Source organism: Agromyces salentinus, from assembly GCF_009749395.1.
GTDB classification, from domain to species: Bacteria; Actinomycetota; Actinomycetes; order Actinomycetales; family Microbacteriaceae; genus Agromyces; species Agromyces salentinus.
On record NZ_WBIR01000001.1, the window covers coordinates 553,009 to 572,202 of the forward strand.

Here is a 19,194-nt window from a genome sequence, read left to right on the forward strand (position 1 = left end):
TCGCCCCGTCGTCCCTAATGCTTCTTGCCCGGGCAGTCCCATCCGTTCCCCACGTCGAACGGGAGGCCCTGAAGCACGTCGGGGAGCACGGGCTTCCCGACATGTGGAGTGCACGCGTTCGCTGACGCCCTCACGATGACCCGCATCGTGACCGTCGGCGATGCGAGCTCTTCCGAGGACTCCATGTCGAGCACCGGGATTCCCTCGGCATCGAAGTGGACCCGACGAACGAACATGTCGCGCCCGACCGTGTACTCGCCGAAGCCCGCGTCGGTCTTCGCGTGGAAGACGTGGACGATGTTGCCGTCCTCGTCCTCCGACCACATGCCGTGCCCGGTGCCGAGCTGCCACTCGCCCTCGAACTCGCCCGACTTCAGCAGCGGGTAGTTGAGCTTCTTCCAGGATGCGGGATCGAGGAGGTCCGCCCCAGAGGCCGGCGCGACCGCGAGTCCCGTGGCGTAGGTGTAGCCCACCTGCGAGCCCGCATACGTCATGAGCAGCTTCCCATCGCGCGAGAGCACGTTCGGACCCTCGGCGCAGGAGTTGTCCCAGGCGTACTCCGGAGAGACGATCCGCACGGGATCACTCGTCACGCGGTTCGGGTGCGCGGGGTCGAGGGTCGCGATGTACGTCGAGCAGTTCGACTGCCAGGCGTAGTACGACTGCCCCGCCGCATCCTCGAAGTAGGTCATGTCGAGCGAGATCTGGTTGCTCGCCGGCACATCCGTGTTCAGGTTGGTGGTCCCGTCGGCGCGGAGGACCCACTCGGGCTTCGACCAGTTCGCCGGATCGGCGGGGTCGAGGTCGTCGCCGGCCTCATCCTGCTGCAGTTGCATGATCGACGCGCGACCCGTGATGTAGTCCGGCGCGCCGTTCTTGTCGTAGCAGGGCATGAACAGGATCGACAGCTTGCCACCGATCACCTGGAACTCAGGCGCCCAGAAGCAGCCGGTCATCGCCTTCCCCTGCGCGTCGAGGTCGCCCTTCTTCAGCAGATGGATCTCATCCGCCTGCGGATCGTTCGGGTCGGGCTGCGCAGCGTCGGCGAGCTCGGTGAGCGTGTCTCCGATCCTGACCGGCATGAACGCGTTGCCGTACTGGTCGACATGTCGCTCGTTCAGGTCGTTCGTCGCGATCATCAGGTACTTCGTCTGACCGTTCCAGTCGTACGTGAACGCCGAGGGGTCGGCGCGCTCCACCGCGAACGGCTTCGGGTACGTCGTCTGCTTGACCGTGCCCGTGACCGTGTACGTGCCCGGCTTCTTCAGGTTGAGGTCGCTGAGATCCCAGTCGGAGATCGGCAGCTTCGCGATCGAGCCGTCGGAGTAGTCGAGCGTCACCTGCTCCGGCAGCCCGAGCTCATCGATCGGCGTCTTCTTGACCACGGTCAGGTCTTCGAACTCCTGGTACCCCGTGTTCGTGATCCGTCCGAGGCGATTCTCGAGCCGGTCTGCGACGCGCTCGGCAATGGTCAGCACGGTGCCCGATGCGAAGTCCTCGATCTCGAGGTCGGTCACGCGGTGCGAACCGGTGGCCCGGCCTGACGCAGACTCGCCGCCGGCTCCCCCGCCTGCGCCGGCCACGGCCGCCGCGAGGTCGCTGAAGACCTGGTGCCGGCCTGCGCCCGAGTCCGTCGTCCACGACACGACGTAGGCGTCGCTCGACGCGTCGTACACGGCGGTCGGAACGTTGACCCCTCCGGCCTCGTCGAGCGTGAGCAGGCCCAGTTCGGTGTAGTCGAGCAGGTCTGTCGTGGTCGCCACGAGCACCTGGTTCGCCTGCGTGCCGTCGTCGGCGCCACCGCGCCGCACTCGCGTGCTCACCACGCCATAGCCCTCGTCACCGCGCAGCTGGAACACTGCGGGATCGGTGAGGCTGCGGGTGTAGGTGTTCGGATTCGGCCCGGTCTTGGGAACGGCTTCGGAGGTCTTCGGGAAGAACACGCCGTAGTTCTCGTTGAGCGGCGTCCACTCGTCCGCGGCTGACGACGGGTCGCTCCGCACCGCGAGGTGCATGCTGAGCGCGACGTCGGCGTTGTTCGCTTCGAACTCGCTCGTCGGCGTGCGGTGGTACCCCGCGATGTCCCGCGCCCCCGACGCAGGCAGCACCCGAACGGTGAAGGTCTTGTCGACGGTGGTCTGCGGCGCGGAGTCCCGTGCGACCGTGACCGTCACCTCGGCATCGGCCGCCGTGCTGCCGTCGAGCACGAGCGCGCCGTCGTCGAGGGATGCGCCACCGGTCGCGGAGACGGGGGTGACGATGATGCCCTTCGGCGCCGCGGGCAGCTTGGTGCCCGAACGCAGCAGCGGCGGGATCACGTAGCGCTCGGCCGCCGTCTCCGCCTGCTCCTCGGCGGTGGCGCTCGTGGGCAGCACCGTGACCATGGTCTTCCGCTCGGCGGTGAGACCGCGGAAGGTGTAGCTCGCCGTCAATTCGACGGCGACGGGCTCCGCGCCTGCGTCGGGCTGGGTGACCGTGCCGTCGGCGTCGATCACGGAGGGCTCGCTCGACGCCCAGGCGACGCTGCCGCCCGCCGTCGGGAGGGCGACGTAGTCGCTGTCGATCTCCCCCTCGGGCACGGTCAGCCCGTCGACCTTCGCCTGGGCGACGGCCTGGAGCTCGTCGTCGTGCAGCAGCGCATCCCGGTCGCTGATCTCGCGCACCTCGTCGGCGTCCATCGCCCGGTCGTACACCCGGAAGGTGGCGATCTCACCCTGGAACAGCGGGTCGGGCCACGGCGACTTGCCGATGGTGTTCATCGTCTGGTCGGCGATGTCCTTCGGTTCGAGCGTCGTCGCGGCTTTCGCCACCAGTTCGCCGTCGAAGTACAGGAGCAGTTCGTCGGTCGCCCCGTCGATGGTCGTCGTGACCGACGTCCACCGGTCGAAGTCGATGTCGCCGCTCGTGGCCGCGATCGCCTCCGCGCTGCCGTTCCTGATGTCGGCGCGGGGCGGGAACACCTCGTCATCGCGCAGGCCGACGAAGAAGTAGTGGGCCTGGTCGTTCTCCGCACCGATGTTCCAGAGGAAGTTGTGCAGGTGCTTCATCGACGGGTCGATCTTCACCTCGGTGGTGACGGTCGCCGCATCCGCTCCGGTGAGCAGGTCGTTGGGCAGCCGGACCCAGTTGCCCGGGCCGCCCTTCGCGCCGCCCGTGAGCTGCAGCGAGTTGCCCGTCCACTGGGCGTCGTCCTGGTTCTGCACCCGCGCGGGCCCCGCGTTGCCGCCCACGTTGGGCACGGTCGAGCCCGTCGTCTGCGTGAACGCGTAGTCGGCCAGCAGGCCGTCGACGGCCTGCGCCTTCTCGGTGACGGTCACGGTCACCTCGATCGGGAAGCGCGACGCGTCCTTCGCGACGCCCTTCACGACGAAGCTCGTGCCCGCCTCGGCGTAGTCCCCGGCCGGCACGTCGTTCCAGATCGTGCCGACCTGCTTGGTCTCGCCGCTCTTCATGTGCAGGGTCACCGTCTCCGGCAGGTCAGGCGTGACGCCCGCCATCGTCTCCGCGGCGAGGGGTTCGAACGACTCGACCTCGATGTCGCCGGCGTAGGCGGCGAGCAGGGCCTGCTGCTCCGCCTTCGTGACGGGGAGGATCGTGCCGTGACGGGGCATGCCGCCGTCGGAGTTCGAGGGGAAGCGGGCCTTCGGCATCTCGTCGCCGATGACCTCCCACCGGGAGGCGTCCATGATGTCGTCGGTCGCCATCGGCACGTAGTGGTTCGGGCCGTCGTGGTAGCTCGGCTGATCCGCGAACAGGTAGTACTGGTAGCCGTTCACGTCTCCCGGGTTCGCCTTGAACAGCGAGGGACCCTCGCCACCGGTGAAGGTGCCGCCATAGCCGTTGTCGCTGCCGTTGCCGATGCCGGTGCCCATCTGCGACCAGCCGGTCGTCGCGCCGACCGTCGAGGAGTAGTCCTTCACCCCGGACCCGCCGACGGTCGCGAGCAGGTCGCTCGACTTCTCCTGACGCAGCGACATCGTGTTCTCGTCCTTGTAGACGCGCACGTACTCGTCGCCGACCTTCTGCACCGAGACGTCGATCGATCCCGAGCCGGCTTGGCCCCGGCGGTCGACGTCGATCCAGACCTGCGGCTCGGAGAAGCTGACGAAGTCGTCGGTCGTGACGTACATCATGCGGTTGTAGTTCGGGTCGCCGGGGCGCGCGGCCGCATTCTCGGTGTCGTAGAGGTTCGACGCCCAGTACACGACGTACGTGCCCAGCTCGTCGTCCCAGTAGGCCTCGGGGGCCCAGGTGTTCCCCGCGAGCGGGGTGTTCACGACGGCGTGGCGCTGCGCCGTCCAGTCGACGAGGTCCGTCGACTCCCAGACCTCGATGCCGAGCGAGCCGTTGACCTGCGACGTCATGAACCCGTTGCCGGGGCGACCGGAGATCTTGAGGTCGGTGGCGAGCATGTAGAACGTGTCACCGTCGTGGGAGCGGATGATGAACGGATCCCGCAGGCCCTTCTCGCCGAGCGTGGAGGTGAACAGCGGCTCGCCCTGGTTCAGGGTGTACCAGTCGAGCGCGTTGTTGCCCTTCGAGGCGGCGAGGCTGATCTTCTCACCGCCGACGCCCTCCCCGGTGAAGAAGGCCCAGACGTACGCCTCGGGATCGCCTGCGTCGGCGGGCCTCGGCGTGATCGACACCGTGACGTCCTTCGTCGCCGTCGCGCCGTCGTTGGTGACCGTCGCATGCAGCCCGACCGTCGCGGCGGCGTCGCCGGCGGCGGGACGGGTGACGATGACGCGCTGCGTGGTGTCGTTGACACCGGCCTGGAGTGTCGCGAACTCGCCGCCGCTCGTGATCTCCCACCCGATGGTGGAACCCTGCGCCCCCGTGAGCGGCAGGGAGAAGTTGCCGCGGAGGTCGTCGGCGTTCACGATCTCGATGCCGTCGGCGTCCTGCTGCGCGAGCACCTCGCTCGGCGGGCGCAGTTCGTCGGCGCTGAGCGCACGCGGGGTGATCGTCAGGTTGTCGATGAGCCCGGTGAAGTACTCGCCGGCGCCCCAGTTGGCCTTGCCGATCTGCAGCACTCCACCGGTGGCGCCAAGGATGCCGCTGAGCGTCCGCCCCGTCGTGTTCTCACCGACGAGCACGTGGTCGACGTAGAGCTTCGCGGTGGCGCCGTCGACGACGAGGTCCACGTGCGTCCAGTCGGCCCGGCTCGCGGCGGCCGTCATGTTGCCGTCGACGTTGCGGAACCCCGCATTGTCGTAGCGCTCGACGGTGATGGCCGATGCGGTGTCGATGACGCCGAGGTAGGTCTCGTTCTCGAAGACGTTCGGGCTCGCCGAACGCGAGGCGAAGACCGTCCAGCCCTGGTTGCCGCCCTCGGGCTTGCGGTCGTACGAGAACGTGGCGGCATCGAGCCCCTGCAGCACCGGCGAACCGTCGGTCTTCGCGAGGTCGAGCCAGAACCCGGCGCCGATCCGGGCCGCGGTGCCCTGGCCCTCCTTGCCGGCGACGAGCGAGGCATCGCCCCGGACCGTCGCGCGAACCTCGCCCGAGGTGAACGCACCCCCGGTCGGTTGCTCGTCGAAGGTGAACTTCGCGATCGCGTCGGTCTCGGCGTGCGCCGCGGGAGCGGCGAGGCCGAGCACGAGGGCCCACGCGGCGACGATGGTCCCGAGACCGCGGAGTCTCCGGCTGCGGGACCGGGTGGCCGCTCGGTTGGGATCGTTCACGGGACATCCTCCTCGATGTCAGGGAATACAGGGGGTGCGTCGGATCGTCACGGGCCAGGCGGTGCTTCCACCAGATTGTTCCCGGTAACACTGAGCGCTTGGCGATCGTAACTCACGGAACGGTCGGTGCGCCAGACCGACCCCGTGGCTTCTCGGCCGCACCAGCTCCGCCCCGGTGGCAGCTTCGCCCGGCGACGGCCTCGAGCAGCTTCACGGCGCGACGAGTCCATCCCGGTTCGCCTCGACCCGTCGGCGAGATCCCCCGGGTCGTGGTCTCGAGGCGCGCTGCCCACGCAGCGCAAGCCCGCGTCAGAACGCCGCGATGCCCGTGAGCGCCCGCCCGAGCACGAGCTGGTGGATCTCGTCGGTGCCCTCGTAGGTGCGAACCGACTCGAGGTTCGCGGCGTGCCGCATGACGGGGAACGCGTTCGTGATGCCGTCGCCGGCGAGTATCGACCTGGCCTGGTGGGCGATCTCGAGCGCCTCGCGCACGCTGTTCAGCTTGCCGACCGAGATCTGGGCCGGGGTGAGCGCGCCGCGCTCCTTCAGCCGGCCGAGGTGCAGCGCGAGCAGCACGCCCTTCTCGACCTCGACGAACATGTCGGCGAGCTTGGCCTGCGTCAGCTGGTTCGCGCCGATCGGCCTGCCGAACACCTCGCGCGTCATCGAGCGCTCGAGCGCGGCCTCGAGGCACGAGCGCGCGGCGCCCATCGCTCCCCAGACGATGCCGTACCGCGCCTCGTTGAGGCAGCCGAAGGGTCCGGAGAGACCGGATGCCCCGGGCAGCATCGCGTCGGCCGGCACGCGCACGCCGTCGAGGTCGAGGTCGCACTGCACCGAGGCGCGCATCGAGAGCTTGCCGTCGATGGGCGTGGCGGTGAACCCGGCCGTCGTGGTGGGCACGAGGAAGCCGCGCACGGCGCTCGCTCCCGCGCCGTACGCCCCTGACGCGTCGTCGACACGCGCCCACACGACGGCCACGTCGGCGAGCGACGCGAGGCCGATCCACCGCTTCGCCCCGTCGATGATCCACTCGTCGCCCTCGCGCCGAGCCACCGTGATCATCGCGGCGGGGTCGCTGCCGCCCTGGGGCTCGGTCAGCGCGAAGCATCCGATCAGGTCGCCCGCGGCCATGCCGGGCAGCCAGCGCTGCTTCTGCTCCTCCGAGCCGTACTTGTGGATGGCGCTCATCGCGAGCGATCCCTGCACCGACACGAACGTGCGCCAGCCGCTGTCGGCGGCCTCGAGCTCGAGGCAGACGAGCCCGTACGCTACGGCGCCCGCACCGGCGCACCCGTAGCCCTGCAGGTGCATGCCGAGGAATCCGGCGTCGCCCATGACCTTCACGAGCTCGCGGCGGAAGTGCTTCTGCTCGAAGTCGTCCTCGATGATCGGCAGGATGCGCTCCTGCGCGACGGTGCGCGCCCGCTGCTGCCACTCGCGCTCCTCGTCGGTGAGGAGGGCGTCGAGGTCGAACACGGTGTCGATGCGGGGGGCGATGACGGTCATGCGCGGGGTCCTTCCGAAGGGTCGAGCGGGTCGAGCGGGTCGAGCGGGTCGTCGAGCGGATGCCAGTCGGCGCCCGCGTGCTCGTCGAGCGACGGCGGCGGCGTGCGATAGGCGGCGGGCGTCTCGGCGAGGTGGATCGGGTTGGCGATCGACCGGCCGGCGTGCGCGTCTGGCGCATCGCGCCGCGTCTCCACCACCGGCTCGAGCCCGAGCGACTCGGCGAACGCGATCGCCTCGCCGATGTCGTTCACGAGGCCCGCGGGCACACCGGCGGCGGCGAGCTGCTCGATCCACTGCCCGGCGGATGCCGCGGCCAGTCGCTGCTCGATGACGGCCGTCAACTCGGCACGGTGCTCGACGCGCGAGGCGTTCGTCGCGAACCGCCGATCGTCGGCGAGGCCGGCTTCCCCGAGCACCCCGGCCAGCGCCCGGAACTGCCGGTCGTTGCCGACGGCGATGACGAGCGCTCGGTCCTCGGCGGTGAAGACGGCGTACGGGGCGATGCTCGGATGCGCGTTGCCGAGCCGTCGGGGCGGCGTGCCGGTCGCGAGCGTCGAGCCCGCCTGGTTCGTGAGCGCCGAGAGGAGACTGCCGAGCAGGTCGAGCTCCACGAGCTGCCCTCGCCCCGTGCGGTCGCGCTCGCGGAGCGCGAGCAGGATGCCGGCGAACGCGTTCTGCCCGGTGAGCACGTCGACGAGCGCGACCCCCGCCTTGGCCGGGGCGCCGTCGGGCTCGCCCGTGATCGACATGAGCCCACCGACGGCCTGCACGAGCAGGTCGTACCCCGCGAGGGCCGCCCCCGGCCCCGAGCCGAAGCCCGTGATCGAGCAGTAGACGACGCCGGGGTTCACCGCTGCGACATCCTCGTACGCGAGGCCGAACCTCGCCATGACCCCTGGACGGAAGTTCTCGATCACGACGTCAGCGGAGGCGACGAGCCGCCGGGCCTCGGCCACTCCCGCGGCATCCGCGAGGTCCAGCGCGATCGACCGCTTGTTGCGGTTGACGCTGCCGAAGTAGGTGGCCTGGCCGCTCGCGTCGACCGGCGGCGTCCAGTGCCGCGTGTCGTCACCGGTCGGCGGCTCGACCTTCAGGACGTCGGCGCCGAAGTCGGCGAGCATCATGGTCGCGTACGGACCGGCGAGCACGCGCGAGAAGTCGGCGACCCGCACGCCGTCCAGCGGTCCCCGCGGCATCCGGCCCTCCTCGGTTCGATGCACGCCACGATACCGACGGCGGCCGCATCGGCGGGTGTACGCGTTGTCGATCGGAGCGCCGAGAACAGACTCGACGTCGATATCCGGGCCCCGGGTACGAGGCTTAAGCTTGCATCAGGTGTGCGTCGGCGCCGACCGGCGCGAGCGATTCGTGCACCGTCGAGAAGGAGCCCAATGAGCTACGCAGTGGTCAACCCGGCGACCGGGGAGACGATCAACACATACCCGACGATCACCGAGGAGGGCCTGCAGGCCGCCATCGCCTCCGCCACCGAGGCGCACCGCACGTGGTCGAGGAGCACCACGGTGGCCGAGCGTGCCGCGCTCATCCGCCGCGTCGCCGAACTCCACACCGAGCGGGCGCAGGAACTCGGCGAGATCATCGTGCGCGAGATGGGCAAGCCCATCGAGCAGGCGGTCGGCGAGGTCGAGTTCGCCGCGGCGATCTACGAGTACTACGCCGACAACGCCGAGTCGCTGCTGGCCGACGAGCAGATCACGCTGCTCGACGGCGAGGGCTCGGCCCTCATCCGCCGCTCGTCGCTCGGCCCGCTGCTCGGCATCATGCCGTGGAACTTCCCGTACTACCAGGTGGCCCGCTTCGCCGGCCCGAACCTCATCATCGGCAACACCATCCTGCTCAAGCACGCCGAGCAGTGCCCCGAGTCGGCTGCCGCGATGGAGCGGATCTTCCGCGACGCCGGGTTCCCCGAGGGCGCCTACGTCAACATCTACGCGTCGCACGACCAGATCGAGACCGTCATCGCCGACCCTCGGGTGCAGGGCGTCTCGCTCACCGGCTCCGAGCGGGCGGGCGCCGCCGTCGCCGAGATCGCCGGACGTCACCTCAAGAAGGTCGTGCTGGAGCTCGGCGGGTCCGACCCGTTCATCCTGCTCTCGACCGACGACCTCGACGCGACCGTCGAGGCGGCCGTGCTCGCGCGCGTCGACAACAACGGCCAGGCCTGCAACGCGGCCAAGCGCTTCATCGTCGTCGAGGACCTCTACGAGCCCTTCCTCGAGAAGTTCACCGCCGCGATGAACGCCGTTGAAGAGGGCGACCCCGCCAAGGAGGGCACCGCGCTCGGACCGCTCTCGTCGGCCAAGGCCGCCGACGGGCTCGCCGAGCAGGTCGAGCGCGCCGTCTCGCAGGGCGCGACGCTGCACTCGGGCGGCGCCCGCAACGGCAACTACTACTCGGCGACGATCCTCACCGACGTGGGGCCCGAGTCCGACGCCTTCCGCGAGGAGTTCTTCGGCCCCGTGGCGCAGGTGTTCAAGGTCGCCGACGAAGAGGCCGCCGTCGACCTCGCGAACGACACGCCCTTCGGTCTCGGCTCCTACGTGTTCACGACCGACCAGGAGCAGGCGCTGCGCGTGGCCGACCGCATCGAGGCCGGCATGGTCTTCGTGAACGTCGTCGCCGCCGACGGCGCCGAGCTGCCCTTCGGCGGCATCAAGCGCTCGGGCTCGGGCCGCGAGCTCGGCCGCTTCGGCGCCGACGAGTTCGTCAACAAGAAGATGATCCGCATCGGCTGATCATCTCGAAGGCCTCACGGCTCGCGAGAGCGAGCGGATGCCCCGGGCTCCCGATCCACGTCGGCGGCCCGGGGCATCCGTCATCTGCGCTGCCCGACCGTCCGCGCTGCCGGCGTCCGCGGTGCGACACGCGGAGCTCTGGCCGCGAGCGGTCACGATCTGCGGTCATCAGTGACGCCGAGGCAGCAGAACGTGACCGTTCGACGATGGCGTCCGGCGTGTCGAGAAGCACCGCGACGCGGCCGCCGTCGCGGTGCCGCGCCGCCTTCCGGGTAACGTCGACCGGGTGCCCATCCTCAAGCGGTTCCAGGCCGTCCTCTTCGACTGCGACGGCGTGCTCGTCGACTCCGAGCGCATCACGAACGGCGTGCTGCGGACCATGCTGCACGAACTCGGGTGGCAGATCAGCGCCGAGGAGTGCGTCGAGCGATTCATCGGCCGTGCCCTGAGCGACGAGTTCGACGTGATCGAGGCGCACACGGGGATCCGTCCCGACCAACGCTGGCTGCTGGAGTTCCGGGCGCGCCGCAACGCCGCACTGGCGGCCGACCTCGAACCGATCGACGGCGCGGTCGACGCGGTCACCGCCGTCGCCGCGGACTTCGCGGGCCGCGTCGCCTGCGCGTCGGGCGCGGATCGCGCGAAGATCGAGCTGCAGCTGACGAAGGTCGGCCTGCTCGGCACGTTCGGAGAGCACGTCTACAGCGGCATGGAGACCGCGCGGAGCAAGCCCGCCCCCGACGTCTACCTCGCCGCTGCCGCTGGGCTCGGCCTCGACCCCCGCGGCTGCGCGGTCGTCGAGGACACGGTGGCCGGGGTGACCGCGGGAGTGGCAGCCGGGGCGACCGTCTTCGCGTACGCCCCCGGCGGGTTCGCCTCCACGAGCCCCGAGGCGCTCCGGGCGGCGGGCGCTGCACACGTCTTCACGAGCATGGCCGAACTGCCGGGGCTCCTCGACGAACGCGGCTAGCGCTTCTTGCCCCGCCGGTCGAGCTGCTCGTCGATCTGGGCGATGCGCACCTCGAGGATGCGCCGCAGCAGGGGCTCGGGGATCTCGTGGTCGGCACGGAACTTGAGGGCGCCCGGCGTCCAGTCGAAGTCGGTGAGCTCGTCGGCGAGGGAGGCGAACACGCTGCCGCTGAACGGGTAGAGCCCGAGATGCGACTTCGCCTCGAGCGCGGCCACGTAGCCCTTGCCGCGGTGCAGGAGCGCGGCCATGCCGTAGCTCTCCCCCTCAGTGGCATCGGGGTCGACCGCACGCGCGACGTCGTACACGCGGGCGAGTGCCGCGCGATTGCCCTCTGCGACGCTCGCGAGGTGCGTGTCGATGAGTCCCATGGGGGCATCATCCCACCGCGTGCGCGCGCCTGCCACCACCCACCCGGGGGTACCGTTCGCGGCTGCGGAGCACGGTTCGCCGGATCGGCGGACGACGAAGGGCCCGCCGGCGAACCGGCGGGCCCTTCGTGGATCACGGAATGCGCTCAGCGCGGCCCGATCACCGAGGTGCTCAGATGGCGTTGACGTCCAGCGGGATGCCGGGGCCGAACGTGGTCGACACGGCGCCCTTCTGGATGTAGCGGCCCTTGGAGCTGGACGGCTTGAGACGGACGACCTCTTCGAGGGCGGCCTTCACGTTCTCGTCGAGCTGCTCGAGCGAGAACGACGCCTTGCCGACGACGAAGTGCACGTTGGCGTGCTTGTCGACGCGGAACTCGATCTTGCCGCCCTTGATGTCGGAGACGGCCTGGCCGACGTTCGGGGTCACGGTGCCGGTCTTCGGGTTCGGCATGAGGCCGCGCGGGCCGAGGACCTTTCCGAGACGACCGACCTGGCCCATGAGCTCGGGCGTCGAGACGGCTGCATCGAAGGACGTGTAGCCGCCGGCGACCTTCTCGATGAGCTCGGCGCCGCCGACCTCGTCAGCGCCGGCCGCGATCGCGGCCTCGGCAGCGGGGCCGGTCGCGAACACGATGACGCGGGCGGTCTTGCCGGTGCCGTGCGGGAGGATGACGGTGCCGCGCACCATCTGGTCGGCCTTGCGGGGGTCGACGCCGAGCTTCAGCGCGACCTCGATGGTCGAGTCGAACTTCGCCGAACCGGTCTCCTTCGCGAGCGCGACGGCGTCGGTCGGGGTGTAGAACTTGTCGGCCTCGATCTTCTCGGCCGCGGCCCGGTAGGCCTTGGACTTCTGTGCCATGTTGGTTCTCCTTGAGAGAGTGTGGTCATCGCGCCTGGCGGGCGCTGCCACGAGTGAGGAATTCTGTGGTGTCGGATGCCGCGCGGCATCCGTATTCCGAAGGCCACGTGGGCGCGTCAGCGCCCGTCGAGTCCGACGGAACGAGCGCTATTCGACCGTGATGCCCATCGAGCGGGCGGTGCCGGCGATGATCTTCGACGCGGCGTCGAGGTCGTTCGCGTTGAGGTCGACCATCTTCGCCTCGGCGATCTCGCGCACCTGCGCCTGGGTCAGCTTGCCGACCTTGGTGGTGTGCGGGACGCCAGAGCCCTTGGCGACGCCGGCGGCCTTCTTGATGAGCTCCGCGGCGGGCGGGGTCTTCAGGATGAAGGTGAACGAACGGTCCTCGTAGACGGTGATCTCGACGGGGATGACGTTGCCGCGCTGCGACTCGGTCTGCGCGTTGTACGCCTTGCAGAACTCCATGATGTTGACGCCGTGCTGACCCAGCGCCGGGCCGATGGGCGGGGCGGGGTTGGCGGCGCCGGCCTTGATCTGAAGCTTGATCAGACCAGTGACCTTCTTCTTCGGTGCCATGATTTCTCTCTTTCTGTTCGAACGCCCAAGTCCTGGGCACTCTCCCGCTCGACCGGCGGTTCCGGAGGGCGGTGGATCGGGTGCTGCGCAGCATCGCTGACACAGCACAACCCTCCGAGTATACCGGAGGGCTGGCTGGGTGATCGGTGAGGGTCTCGAGACGGCGCCGGAGCGCCGCCTCGGCCGTCGGGATCTAGAGCTTGGTGACCTGGTCGAAGCTGAGCTCGACCGGCGTCTCGCGCTCGAAGAGCGAGACGAGCACGGTGAGCTTGCCGCTCTCGGGCTTGATCTCGCTGATCGTGCCGGGGAGGCCGGCGAACGAGCCGTCCTTGATCGTGATGGTCTCGCCGACCTCGAAGTCGATCTCGGCCGGGATGACGCGGGCCGCGCTCGACGTGCCGCCAGACTTCGCGCCCTTGGCGGGTGCGACGTCCTTCGGCTCCACGAGGCTCTTCAGCATGCCGAAGGCCTCTTCGAAGCGGAGCGGCGTGGGGTTGTGGGCGTTGCCCACGAAGCCCGTGACGCCGGGGGTGTGGCGGATGACCGACCAGCTGTCTTCATTCAGGTCCATGCGGACCAGCACGTAGCCGGGGATGCGCACGCGGGTGACCATCTTGCGCTGGCCGTTCTTGATCTCGACGACGTCTTCCATCGGCACTTCGACCTGGTAGATGTAGTCGGCCATGGCCATGGACTCGCGGCGCTGCTCGATGTTCGCCTTCACGCGACGCTCGAAGCCCGCGTAGGAGTGGATGACGTACCACTTGCCCGGGAGGAAGCGCAGTTCGTTGCGGAACTCCTCGTAGGGGTCGTGCTCGGGCTCTTCGCTCTCCTCGGAGACGGCCTCGAGCGCGGCGTCGGCCTCTTCGACCGAGTCGATGTCGAGGGCGTCGTCGACGACCGCGTCGGCCTCGGGGTCGTTCGCCTCGGCGATGGCGTCGAGAACGGCATCGAGGTCGACGTCGTTGCCTTCGTCGTCGATCACGTGCACGGCACGGTGCTCGGCCGGCTCGACCGACTGCTCGTCGTGCTCGAGCGAGTTGCCCTCCTGGGCCTCGTCGTCTTCGGCCGACTGCTCTGCAGCCGTGGCCCAATCGACGTCGTCGCGCTCAATCTTTGCCAATTTCTCGATTCCTTCTCATTCGTGCGCCTCGCGGCGCGCGGTTCTTCAGGACGAGTGGCTGATCAGGCCCCCGTCGACCCGAAGACGTACAGCACAGCCCATCCGAACACCGTGTCGAGCACCCAGACGAGCGCCATCATGATGACGACGAACACGAGCACGACGACGGTGAAGCTGAAGAGTTCTTTCCTCGTCGGGGTGACGACCTTCTTCAGCTCGGCGAAGACCTGGCGGATGAACAGCGCGATCCGGGCGAAGGGATTGCGCCGCGCCGCGCGCTCGCGCTTCGCGTTGGCGACGACGTCCTCGCTGGGTTCGTCGATGATCTTCCGTGCCACCTCGTACACCTTTCGTGGGCCGGCAATCACTGCCGGCTCGCAGGGCGGACAGGACTCGAACCTGCAACCTGCGGTTTTGGAGACCGCTGCTCTACCAATTGAGCCACCGCCCTTCAGGAGCAACGCCCCTGAAGATCACACCTTGTGACCGGCTCACCCTACTCGACTTCTTGAGGAAATCGGGCACGGGAAAGCTTGGTCGTCGTGCGCAACCTCAGCAAGTTTAGGCGACGGATGCCCCACCGCCAAACCGGTCGCCCCTGCGGCGTCCCGGCGGCGCCCAGAGGGCCGCGCCGAGCACGGCGACGAGGCCGCCGGCGGCGGCCGCCCACCACGCGGCATCCGCCGGGATGCCGAGGTAGACGGTGATGCCGAGGATGCGCGAGAGGCCCCACGGCAGCAGGGCCATCTGGTCGTTCCAGGCCGTCAGCGCGGCCTCGAGGCCGATCACGGCGACGAGCCCAGCGATGACCGCGATCGCCGCGCCGCACGCCGTGGCGATGACGCCGACGGCCCGTCGGGCGCCGATCACGCGGGCGAGCGCCCACGCCGCGGCGACGATCACCCACGCGAACAGGGCGAAGGCGACCGTCGAGTAGGCCGATCGCGCGACGGGATCGGTCCAGAAGCCGAACCAGTAGCCGCCGGGGCCGGTCGGCGCGAGCGCGAACGAGAGCAGGGCGACGCGCAGCACGACGGCTCCGGCGACGGATGCCGCGACCGAGCTCATCGCCTCGCGCCCGCCGATGGCGCGGGCGAGGAGCAGCGCGACCGCGCCGAACACGAGCCACGCCCCGAGGGTGGCCACGAGATGCGCCGGCGCGGCGAACCAGGTGAGGATGCAGCGGCTCAGCACGAGGGCGAGGGCCGGCACCGCCACGAGGAGCACGCGCTCGAGGCGCCCGAGGCCCGCCGTCGCCTCGGCGGCCCGCCACGGCCGCGTGCCGGCGACCCACATGGCCCGGGCCAGCCGCGCACCCGGCCACGCCGCGATGCGGGGGCGCCGTGCCGCGATGCCGTAGGCGATCCACGCGAGCGCGAGCACGAGCGTCACGCCGGCCGCCCAGCCCATGGCCTGGTCGCGGTCGGCGCGCTCGAGCCCGAGCCGGGCCGCCTCGAGGTTGTACGCCGGGTGGTACGGGTCACCGGCGTACTCCTGCTCGTGCGCGGCCGCCGACTCGACGAACGCCGCCCGCGCCCGCTGCCACTGGTCGTACACCGCGGCGTCCTTCGTGTCGTGCCACTGCGCCTTGCGCAGCACGGTCTCGCGGTAGTCGGCGAGCATCGCGAGGGTGCTGCGCTCGTACGCGAGGGCCTCGACGAACTCCCGGTGGAGCTCGGGATCCCTCCAGGTCGCGGCATCCGTGCCCTCGATGGACGCCTGCATGCGATCGACGGCGTCGAGGGCCCGGTGCCCGCCCGCGATCGCCTCGTCGAGGTCGTCGCGCGCGATCGCGTAGATCACGTCGAGGGCCGCGCTGTCGCCCGTCGGGATGTCCCACTCGAAGATCCACATCATGGGCGGCGGCTCGAGCCCGATGGCGTACACGCGGTGCTCTGCGAACGGGCCGATGTAGAGGCCGTCGGTGATCGCCTCGCGCGAGTCGGTCATGGCCGTGGCGATCGCGGCGACCGTGGCCGGATCGTCCGAGAACCAGCGCCGGGCCCAGTCGGCGGTGACGGATGCCGGGTCGAGCGACGGATCCCGCGCGAGGCGCACCGCGAGCTCGGTGTTCAGCTCGGCGAGGTGCCAGAAGCCGGCCTTCAGCTCGAGCGAGAGCGGCCCCGCCCGCCAGGGGCCGCCGTCCTGGGTCCAGGTCCAGATGCCCTCGATGTTCGGGTTCGCGGCGAGCAGCTCGTCGAGGGCCTGCGCGTACAGGTCGCCGAGGTCGTTCGGGAAGGCGCCGAAGTTCTCGAACTCGCGCCGGCTCTGGAACTCGATGATGCGGCGCTGGTCGCCGATCTCGAGCGTGTCGTTCAGGGGCAGGTGGCTGTAGAAGTCGCCGAGCGTGTACTTCGTCGAGACGATGAGGCGATCCGAGTCGATGCCCTCGAACACGGTGCGGTACGAGTCCTGGTTGGTGTGCAGGTCGCCGACGGCGCCGACGCCGACCGTCCACGTGCGGAAGATCACCTCGCGGTCGGCGCCCTCCGCCTGGTCGAGCAGGGTCGTGAGCATCGCCTGCACGGCGTCGACGGTGGTCACGGCGAGCGCCGAGCGGTAGTCCCAGTCGGGCAGGTCGTAGACCTCGCCCGCCTCGCCGATGCGGATGAGCACGCCGTCGATGGCGGGCATCTCCCGGTAGAGCTCGTCGAGCCCGGCGGCGTAGACCTCCCAGAACTCGGGGTTCTCCGTATCGAGGCTCCCGAAGCGCTCGATGAGGTACTCCTCGAGGGGCGTCGTGATGACGAGCATGTCGGTGCGGAGAAAGACCTGCAGGCCGGCATCCCTCGCCGACTGCCAGATCGGCCCGAACGCCTCGCGCATCGCGAGCGCTCGCGCGACGTGCTCGTCGTCGGGCCCGTAGACCTCGGTGCCGTCGCCGACGTCGGAGAAGGTCAGGTACTCGAGCAGGCCGGGAACCGCGACGGCGGTGTAGCCCTCGGCGAGGAGGTGGCGCACGTACTCGTCCATCTCCTCGCGGGCGACGGCGAGGGCCTGCTCGTCGATGTACGGCGCATCCGGCAGGATGACGTCCTCGAAGGCCTTCGAGGTGTGGGAGTAGTCGTCGCCCGCGGCCCACGCGGCCTCGTCGACCTCGACGCCGACCGCCCCGAGGTCGGCCATCCGGAACGGCAGGCGCGACTCCACGCGCTCGCCGAGGCGCTCGGCGGTCGAGCGTCCGTCGCGCACCGCCTGCGCGAGGTCGTAGACGCCGCGCACGGCGCCGGCCTCGCTCGCGGCGACCACGCGCAGCGCCGAGGGCGTGCCCTCGAGGGAGTAGGCCTCGTCGGCCGGGTCGCCGTCGCCCGCCTCGACCGAGAGCGTCGCGGTCCCGGATGTCGCCGCGGCATCCACGACCGCCGCCTGCAGTTCCGCGAGCGCGGCGTCGATGCGCGGCGATGCGGTTGGCGACCCGTTCGGCACCCCCGTCGCCGTCGCGACGACGTCGAAGACCGGCGGCGGCACCGTCGCCTCGACGTCCGCCACGGCGGTCGACTCGACGGGGATGTCGGCCTGCTCGGTGCGGATGCCGAGGGCGTCCGTCAGCACGAAGGCGACGCCGGCCCCGAGGGCCAGCAGGATCATGGCGGCGACCACGGCGAGCATGGGTCGACCGGGGCGCTTCATCACGCGCGGAGCATACCCCACAGTGGGTCGCGTGACCCAGTTGTGATCTCCGGCAACCCCGGTGCCCGTGCTACCGCCACGCGGGCACCCGTAGATTGGGAGCGGGCCGGCCGCGGCATCCGTCGCCTCATGCGACATCCGACACCATCACCGCGGCCCGGAAGGGACGCAGATGTCGATCGATCGGGGCACCCGGCTCGTCGCGGAGCCGCAGAGCAGCGTGCGGGTCACGGGCGAGCACTCGCAGTTCCGGCTCGACCTCGAGCGCATCCGGTTCTCGCCCTACTTCTCCAGGCTGTCGGCCGTCACCCAGGTCATCGCCCAGCCCGGAGCGGGCCCGCTGATCCACAACCGGCTCACCCACTCGATCAAGGTCACGGCGGTCGCACGGGCCATCGCGGTCGGGCTCTCGGATGTCGCGTCGCCGGCGCGCGAGCTCGCACTCGAGCACGGCTGCGACGCCGTCGTCGTGCAGGCCGCGGCGAGCGCGCACGACCTCGGCCACCCGCCGTTCGGGCACCTCGGCGAGCGGGTGCTCGACCGGCTCGCCCGGGAGACGCTCGGGCTCTCCGACGGCTTCGAGGGCAACGCGCAGACCTATCGCATCATCGCCACGCTCGACGTCACGGCGAACTCGCCGCATGGCCTGAACCTCACCGCGGCGGTGCGTGCGGCCGTCGCGAAGTACCCGTGGACGCGCTTCGTCGATCCGGTCTCATTGGGCTCCGGGACCCTGCCGCGCGGCATGCGCCGCATCTCGGGCGGCGTCGACGTCGTGAAGTTCTCGGCCTACGACCTCGACGCGGCCGACCTGTTCGCCGCGAGGCGCGACCTGCCGGCCATGCAGCAGTCGCTCGAGTGCTCGGTCATGGACATCGCCGACGACATCGCGTACTCGATCCACGACGTCGACGACTTCTATCGCGCGGGCCTGCTGAGCCAGGGCTCGGTGGCCCGCGAGTTCCGCGGCTTCATCGAGGACGGCGCGACGCTGCGAGCCCTCGACGACGACGCGCTCGCGGCCCGCTCGGCTCCCCCCGGCGCCGCGCTCGAGGGACTCCGGCGCAAGCTTCACCGCAGCGACGCGTGGATCGCGACCGACGAGGCGTTCGCCGAGGCGGTCGACGTCGTGGCCGACGACCTCGTCGATGGCCTCCTCGCGACCCCGTTCGACGGCTCGATCGCCTCGGAGCGGGGCCTCTCGTCGTTCACGAACCGGTGGATCAACCACCTCCAGACCTCCGTCGTCCCCGCCCCGCCCGACGAGGTGCGCACGGGCCTCGTGACCCTCGACCGGCTCGCCTGGCACGAGGTCGAGGTGCTGAAGTTCGTGCACCGGCACTTCATCCTCGACCGCGCCGACATCGCGATGTACCAGCGCGGGCTCAGCCGCGTGCTCACCCGGGCCGTCAAGGGGCTCACCGCCTGGATCACCGACGACATCGACCGGCACCGCGTGCCCGAGCGGCTCCGCGAACTCGTCGAGCTCGCAACCGAGGGGTACGCGCTGCTCCGCGTCACGAAGCCCGAGGGCATCCCGATCCCGGATGCCGCCGACGTGCACCGCCTCGGCCTCGGCCGCGGCGTCGTCGACTACGTCGCCTCGCTGAGCGACGACCAGGCGCTCGCCGTCTCGGAGGCGATCGACGGCCGCCCCGACCGGCTGTGGGACATCGGGCAGAACCTCTGACGCCGGGCGCCCGGCGTTCACTCAGC

12 protein-coding genes and 1 tRNA gene are annotated in these 19,194 nt (G+C 70.2%); 3 read left to right on the forward strand and 10 right to left on the reverse strand.

The window, feature by feature from the left end; all coding sequences use genetic code 11:
* Positions 1–14 precede the first annotated feature (14 nt).
* The 3 genes from GQQ95_RS02620 to GQQ95_RS02630 all read right to left on the reverse strand — a co-directional run bounded on the left by GQQ95_RS02620 (position 15) and on the right by GQQ95_RS02630 (position 8,389).
* Entirely contained in the window at positions 15–5,684 is a 5,670-nt protein-coding gene (locus tag GQQ95_RS02620; protein ID WP_157426052.1) for a LamG-like jellyroll fold domain-containing protein, read from the reverse strand.
* 309 nt (positions 5,685–5,993) lie between these two features.
* Positions 5,994–7,193, reverse strand: a complete 1,200-nt coding sequence (locus GQQ95_RS02625) for an acyl-CoA dehydrogenase family protein (protein WP_425482541.1) — start codon at positions 7,191–7,193, stop codon at positions 5,994–5,996.
* A complete protein-coding gene (locus GQQ95_RS02630; RefSeq protein ID WP_157426053.1) occupies positions 7,190–8,389 on the reverse strand; it encodes a CaiB/BaiF CoA transferase family protein in 1,200 nt (399 codons plus the stop codon). Before GQQ95_RS02630 ends, GQQ95_RS02625 begins: the two co-directional genes overlap by 4 nt.
* A 195-nt stretch (positions 8,390–8,584) precedes the next feature.
* Between GQQ95_RS02630 and GQQ95_RS02635 the strand changes: the two genes are divergently transcribed.
* Both GQQ95_RS02635 and GQQ95_RS02640 read left to right on the forward strand, forming a co-directional pair.
* Complete coding sequence (locus GQQ95_RS02635; protein ID WP_157426054.1) at positions 8,585–9,949, forward strand: NAD-dependent succinate-semialdehyde dehydrogenase; 1,365 nt, start codon at positions 8,585–8,587, stop codon at positions 9,947–9,949.
* A gap of 286 nt (positions 9,950–10,235) precedes the next feature.
* The gene (locus tag GQQ95_RS02640) at positions 10,236–10,919 is read left to right on the forward strand and encodes an HAD family hydrolase (protein ID WP_212275223.1); all 684 of its coding nucleotides are present in this window, start codon (positions 10,236–10,238) and stop codon (positions 10,917–10,919) included.
* Here GQQ95_RS02640 and GQQ95_RS02645 read toward each other — a convergent pair.
* The 7 genes from GQQ95_RS02645 to GQQ95_RS02675 all read right to left on the reverse strand — a co-directional run bounded on the left by GQQ95_RS02645 (position 10,916) and on the right by GQQ95_RS02675 (position 17,478).
* Positions 10,916–11,287 carry an iron chaperone gene (locus tag GQQ95_RS02645; protein WP_157426055.1) on the reverse strand — a complete coding sequence of 124 codons (372 nt, stop codon included), beginning with the start codon at positions 11,285–11,287 and terminating at the stop codon, positions 10,916–10,918. The two genes, GQQ95_RS02640 and GQQ95_RS02645, sit on opposite strands and share 4 nt — an antisense overlap.
* 172 nt (positions 11,288–11,459) lie before the next feature.
* A complete protein-coding gene (rplA, locus tag GQQ95_RS02650) occupies positions 11,460–12,149 on the reverse strand; it encodes a 50S ribosomal protein L1 (RefSeq protein WP_157426056.1) in 690 nt (229 codons plus the stop codon).
* A gap of 147 nt (positions 12,150–12,296) precedes the next feature.
* Positions 12,297–12,725, reverse strand: a complete 429-nt coding sequence (gene rplK, locus GQQ95_RS02655) for a 50S ribosomal protein L11 (protein WP_055863240.1) — start codon at positions 12,723–12,725, stop codon at positions 12,297–12,299.
* A gap of 193 nt (positions 12,726–12,918) precedes the next feature.
* Entirely contained in the window at positions 12,919–13,848 is a 930-nt protein-coding gene (gene nusG / locus GQQ95_RS02660; protein ID WP_157426057.1) for a transcription termination/antitermination protein NusG, read from the reverse strand.
* 62 nt (positions 13,849–13,910) lie between these two features.
* Positions 13,911–14,186 carry a preprotein translocase subunit SecE gene (gene secE / locus GQQ95_RS02665; RefSeq protein WP_157426058.1) on the reverse strand — a complete coding sequence of 92 codons (276 nt, stop codon included), beginning with the start codon at positions 14,184–14,186 and terminating at the stop codon, positions 13,911–13,913.
* Positions 14,187–14,226: 40 nt separating this feature from the next.
* Positions 14,227–14,299, reverse strand: a tRNA-Trp gene (locus GQQ95_RS02670).
* A gap of 110 nt (positions 14,300–14,409) precedes the next feature.
* Positions 14,410–17,478, reverse strand: a complete 3,069-nt coding sequence (locus GQQ95_RS02675) for a hypothetical protein (RefSeq protein ID WP_157426156.1) — start codon at positions 17,476–17,478, stop codon at positions 14,410–14,412.
* 172 nt (positions 17,479–17,650) lie between these two features.
* On the opposite strand from GQQ95_RS02675, the gene dgt reads away from it, so the two are divergent.
* The gene (gene dgt / locus GQQ95_RS02680) at positions 17,651–19,168 is read left to right on the forward strand and encodes a dGTP triphosphohydrolase (RefSeq protein WP_157426059.1); all 1,518 of its coding nucleotides are present in this window, start codon (positions 17,651–17,653) and stop codon (positions 19,166–19,168) included.
* Positions 19,169–19,194: the final 26 nt, after the last annotated feature.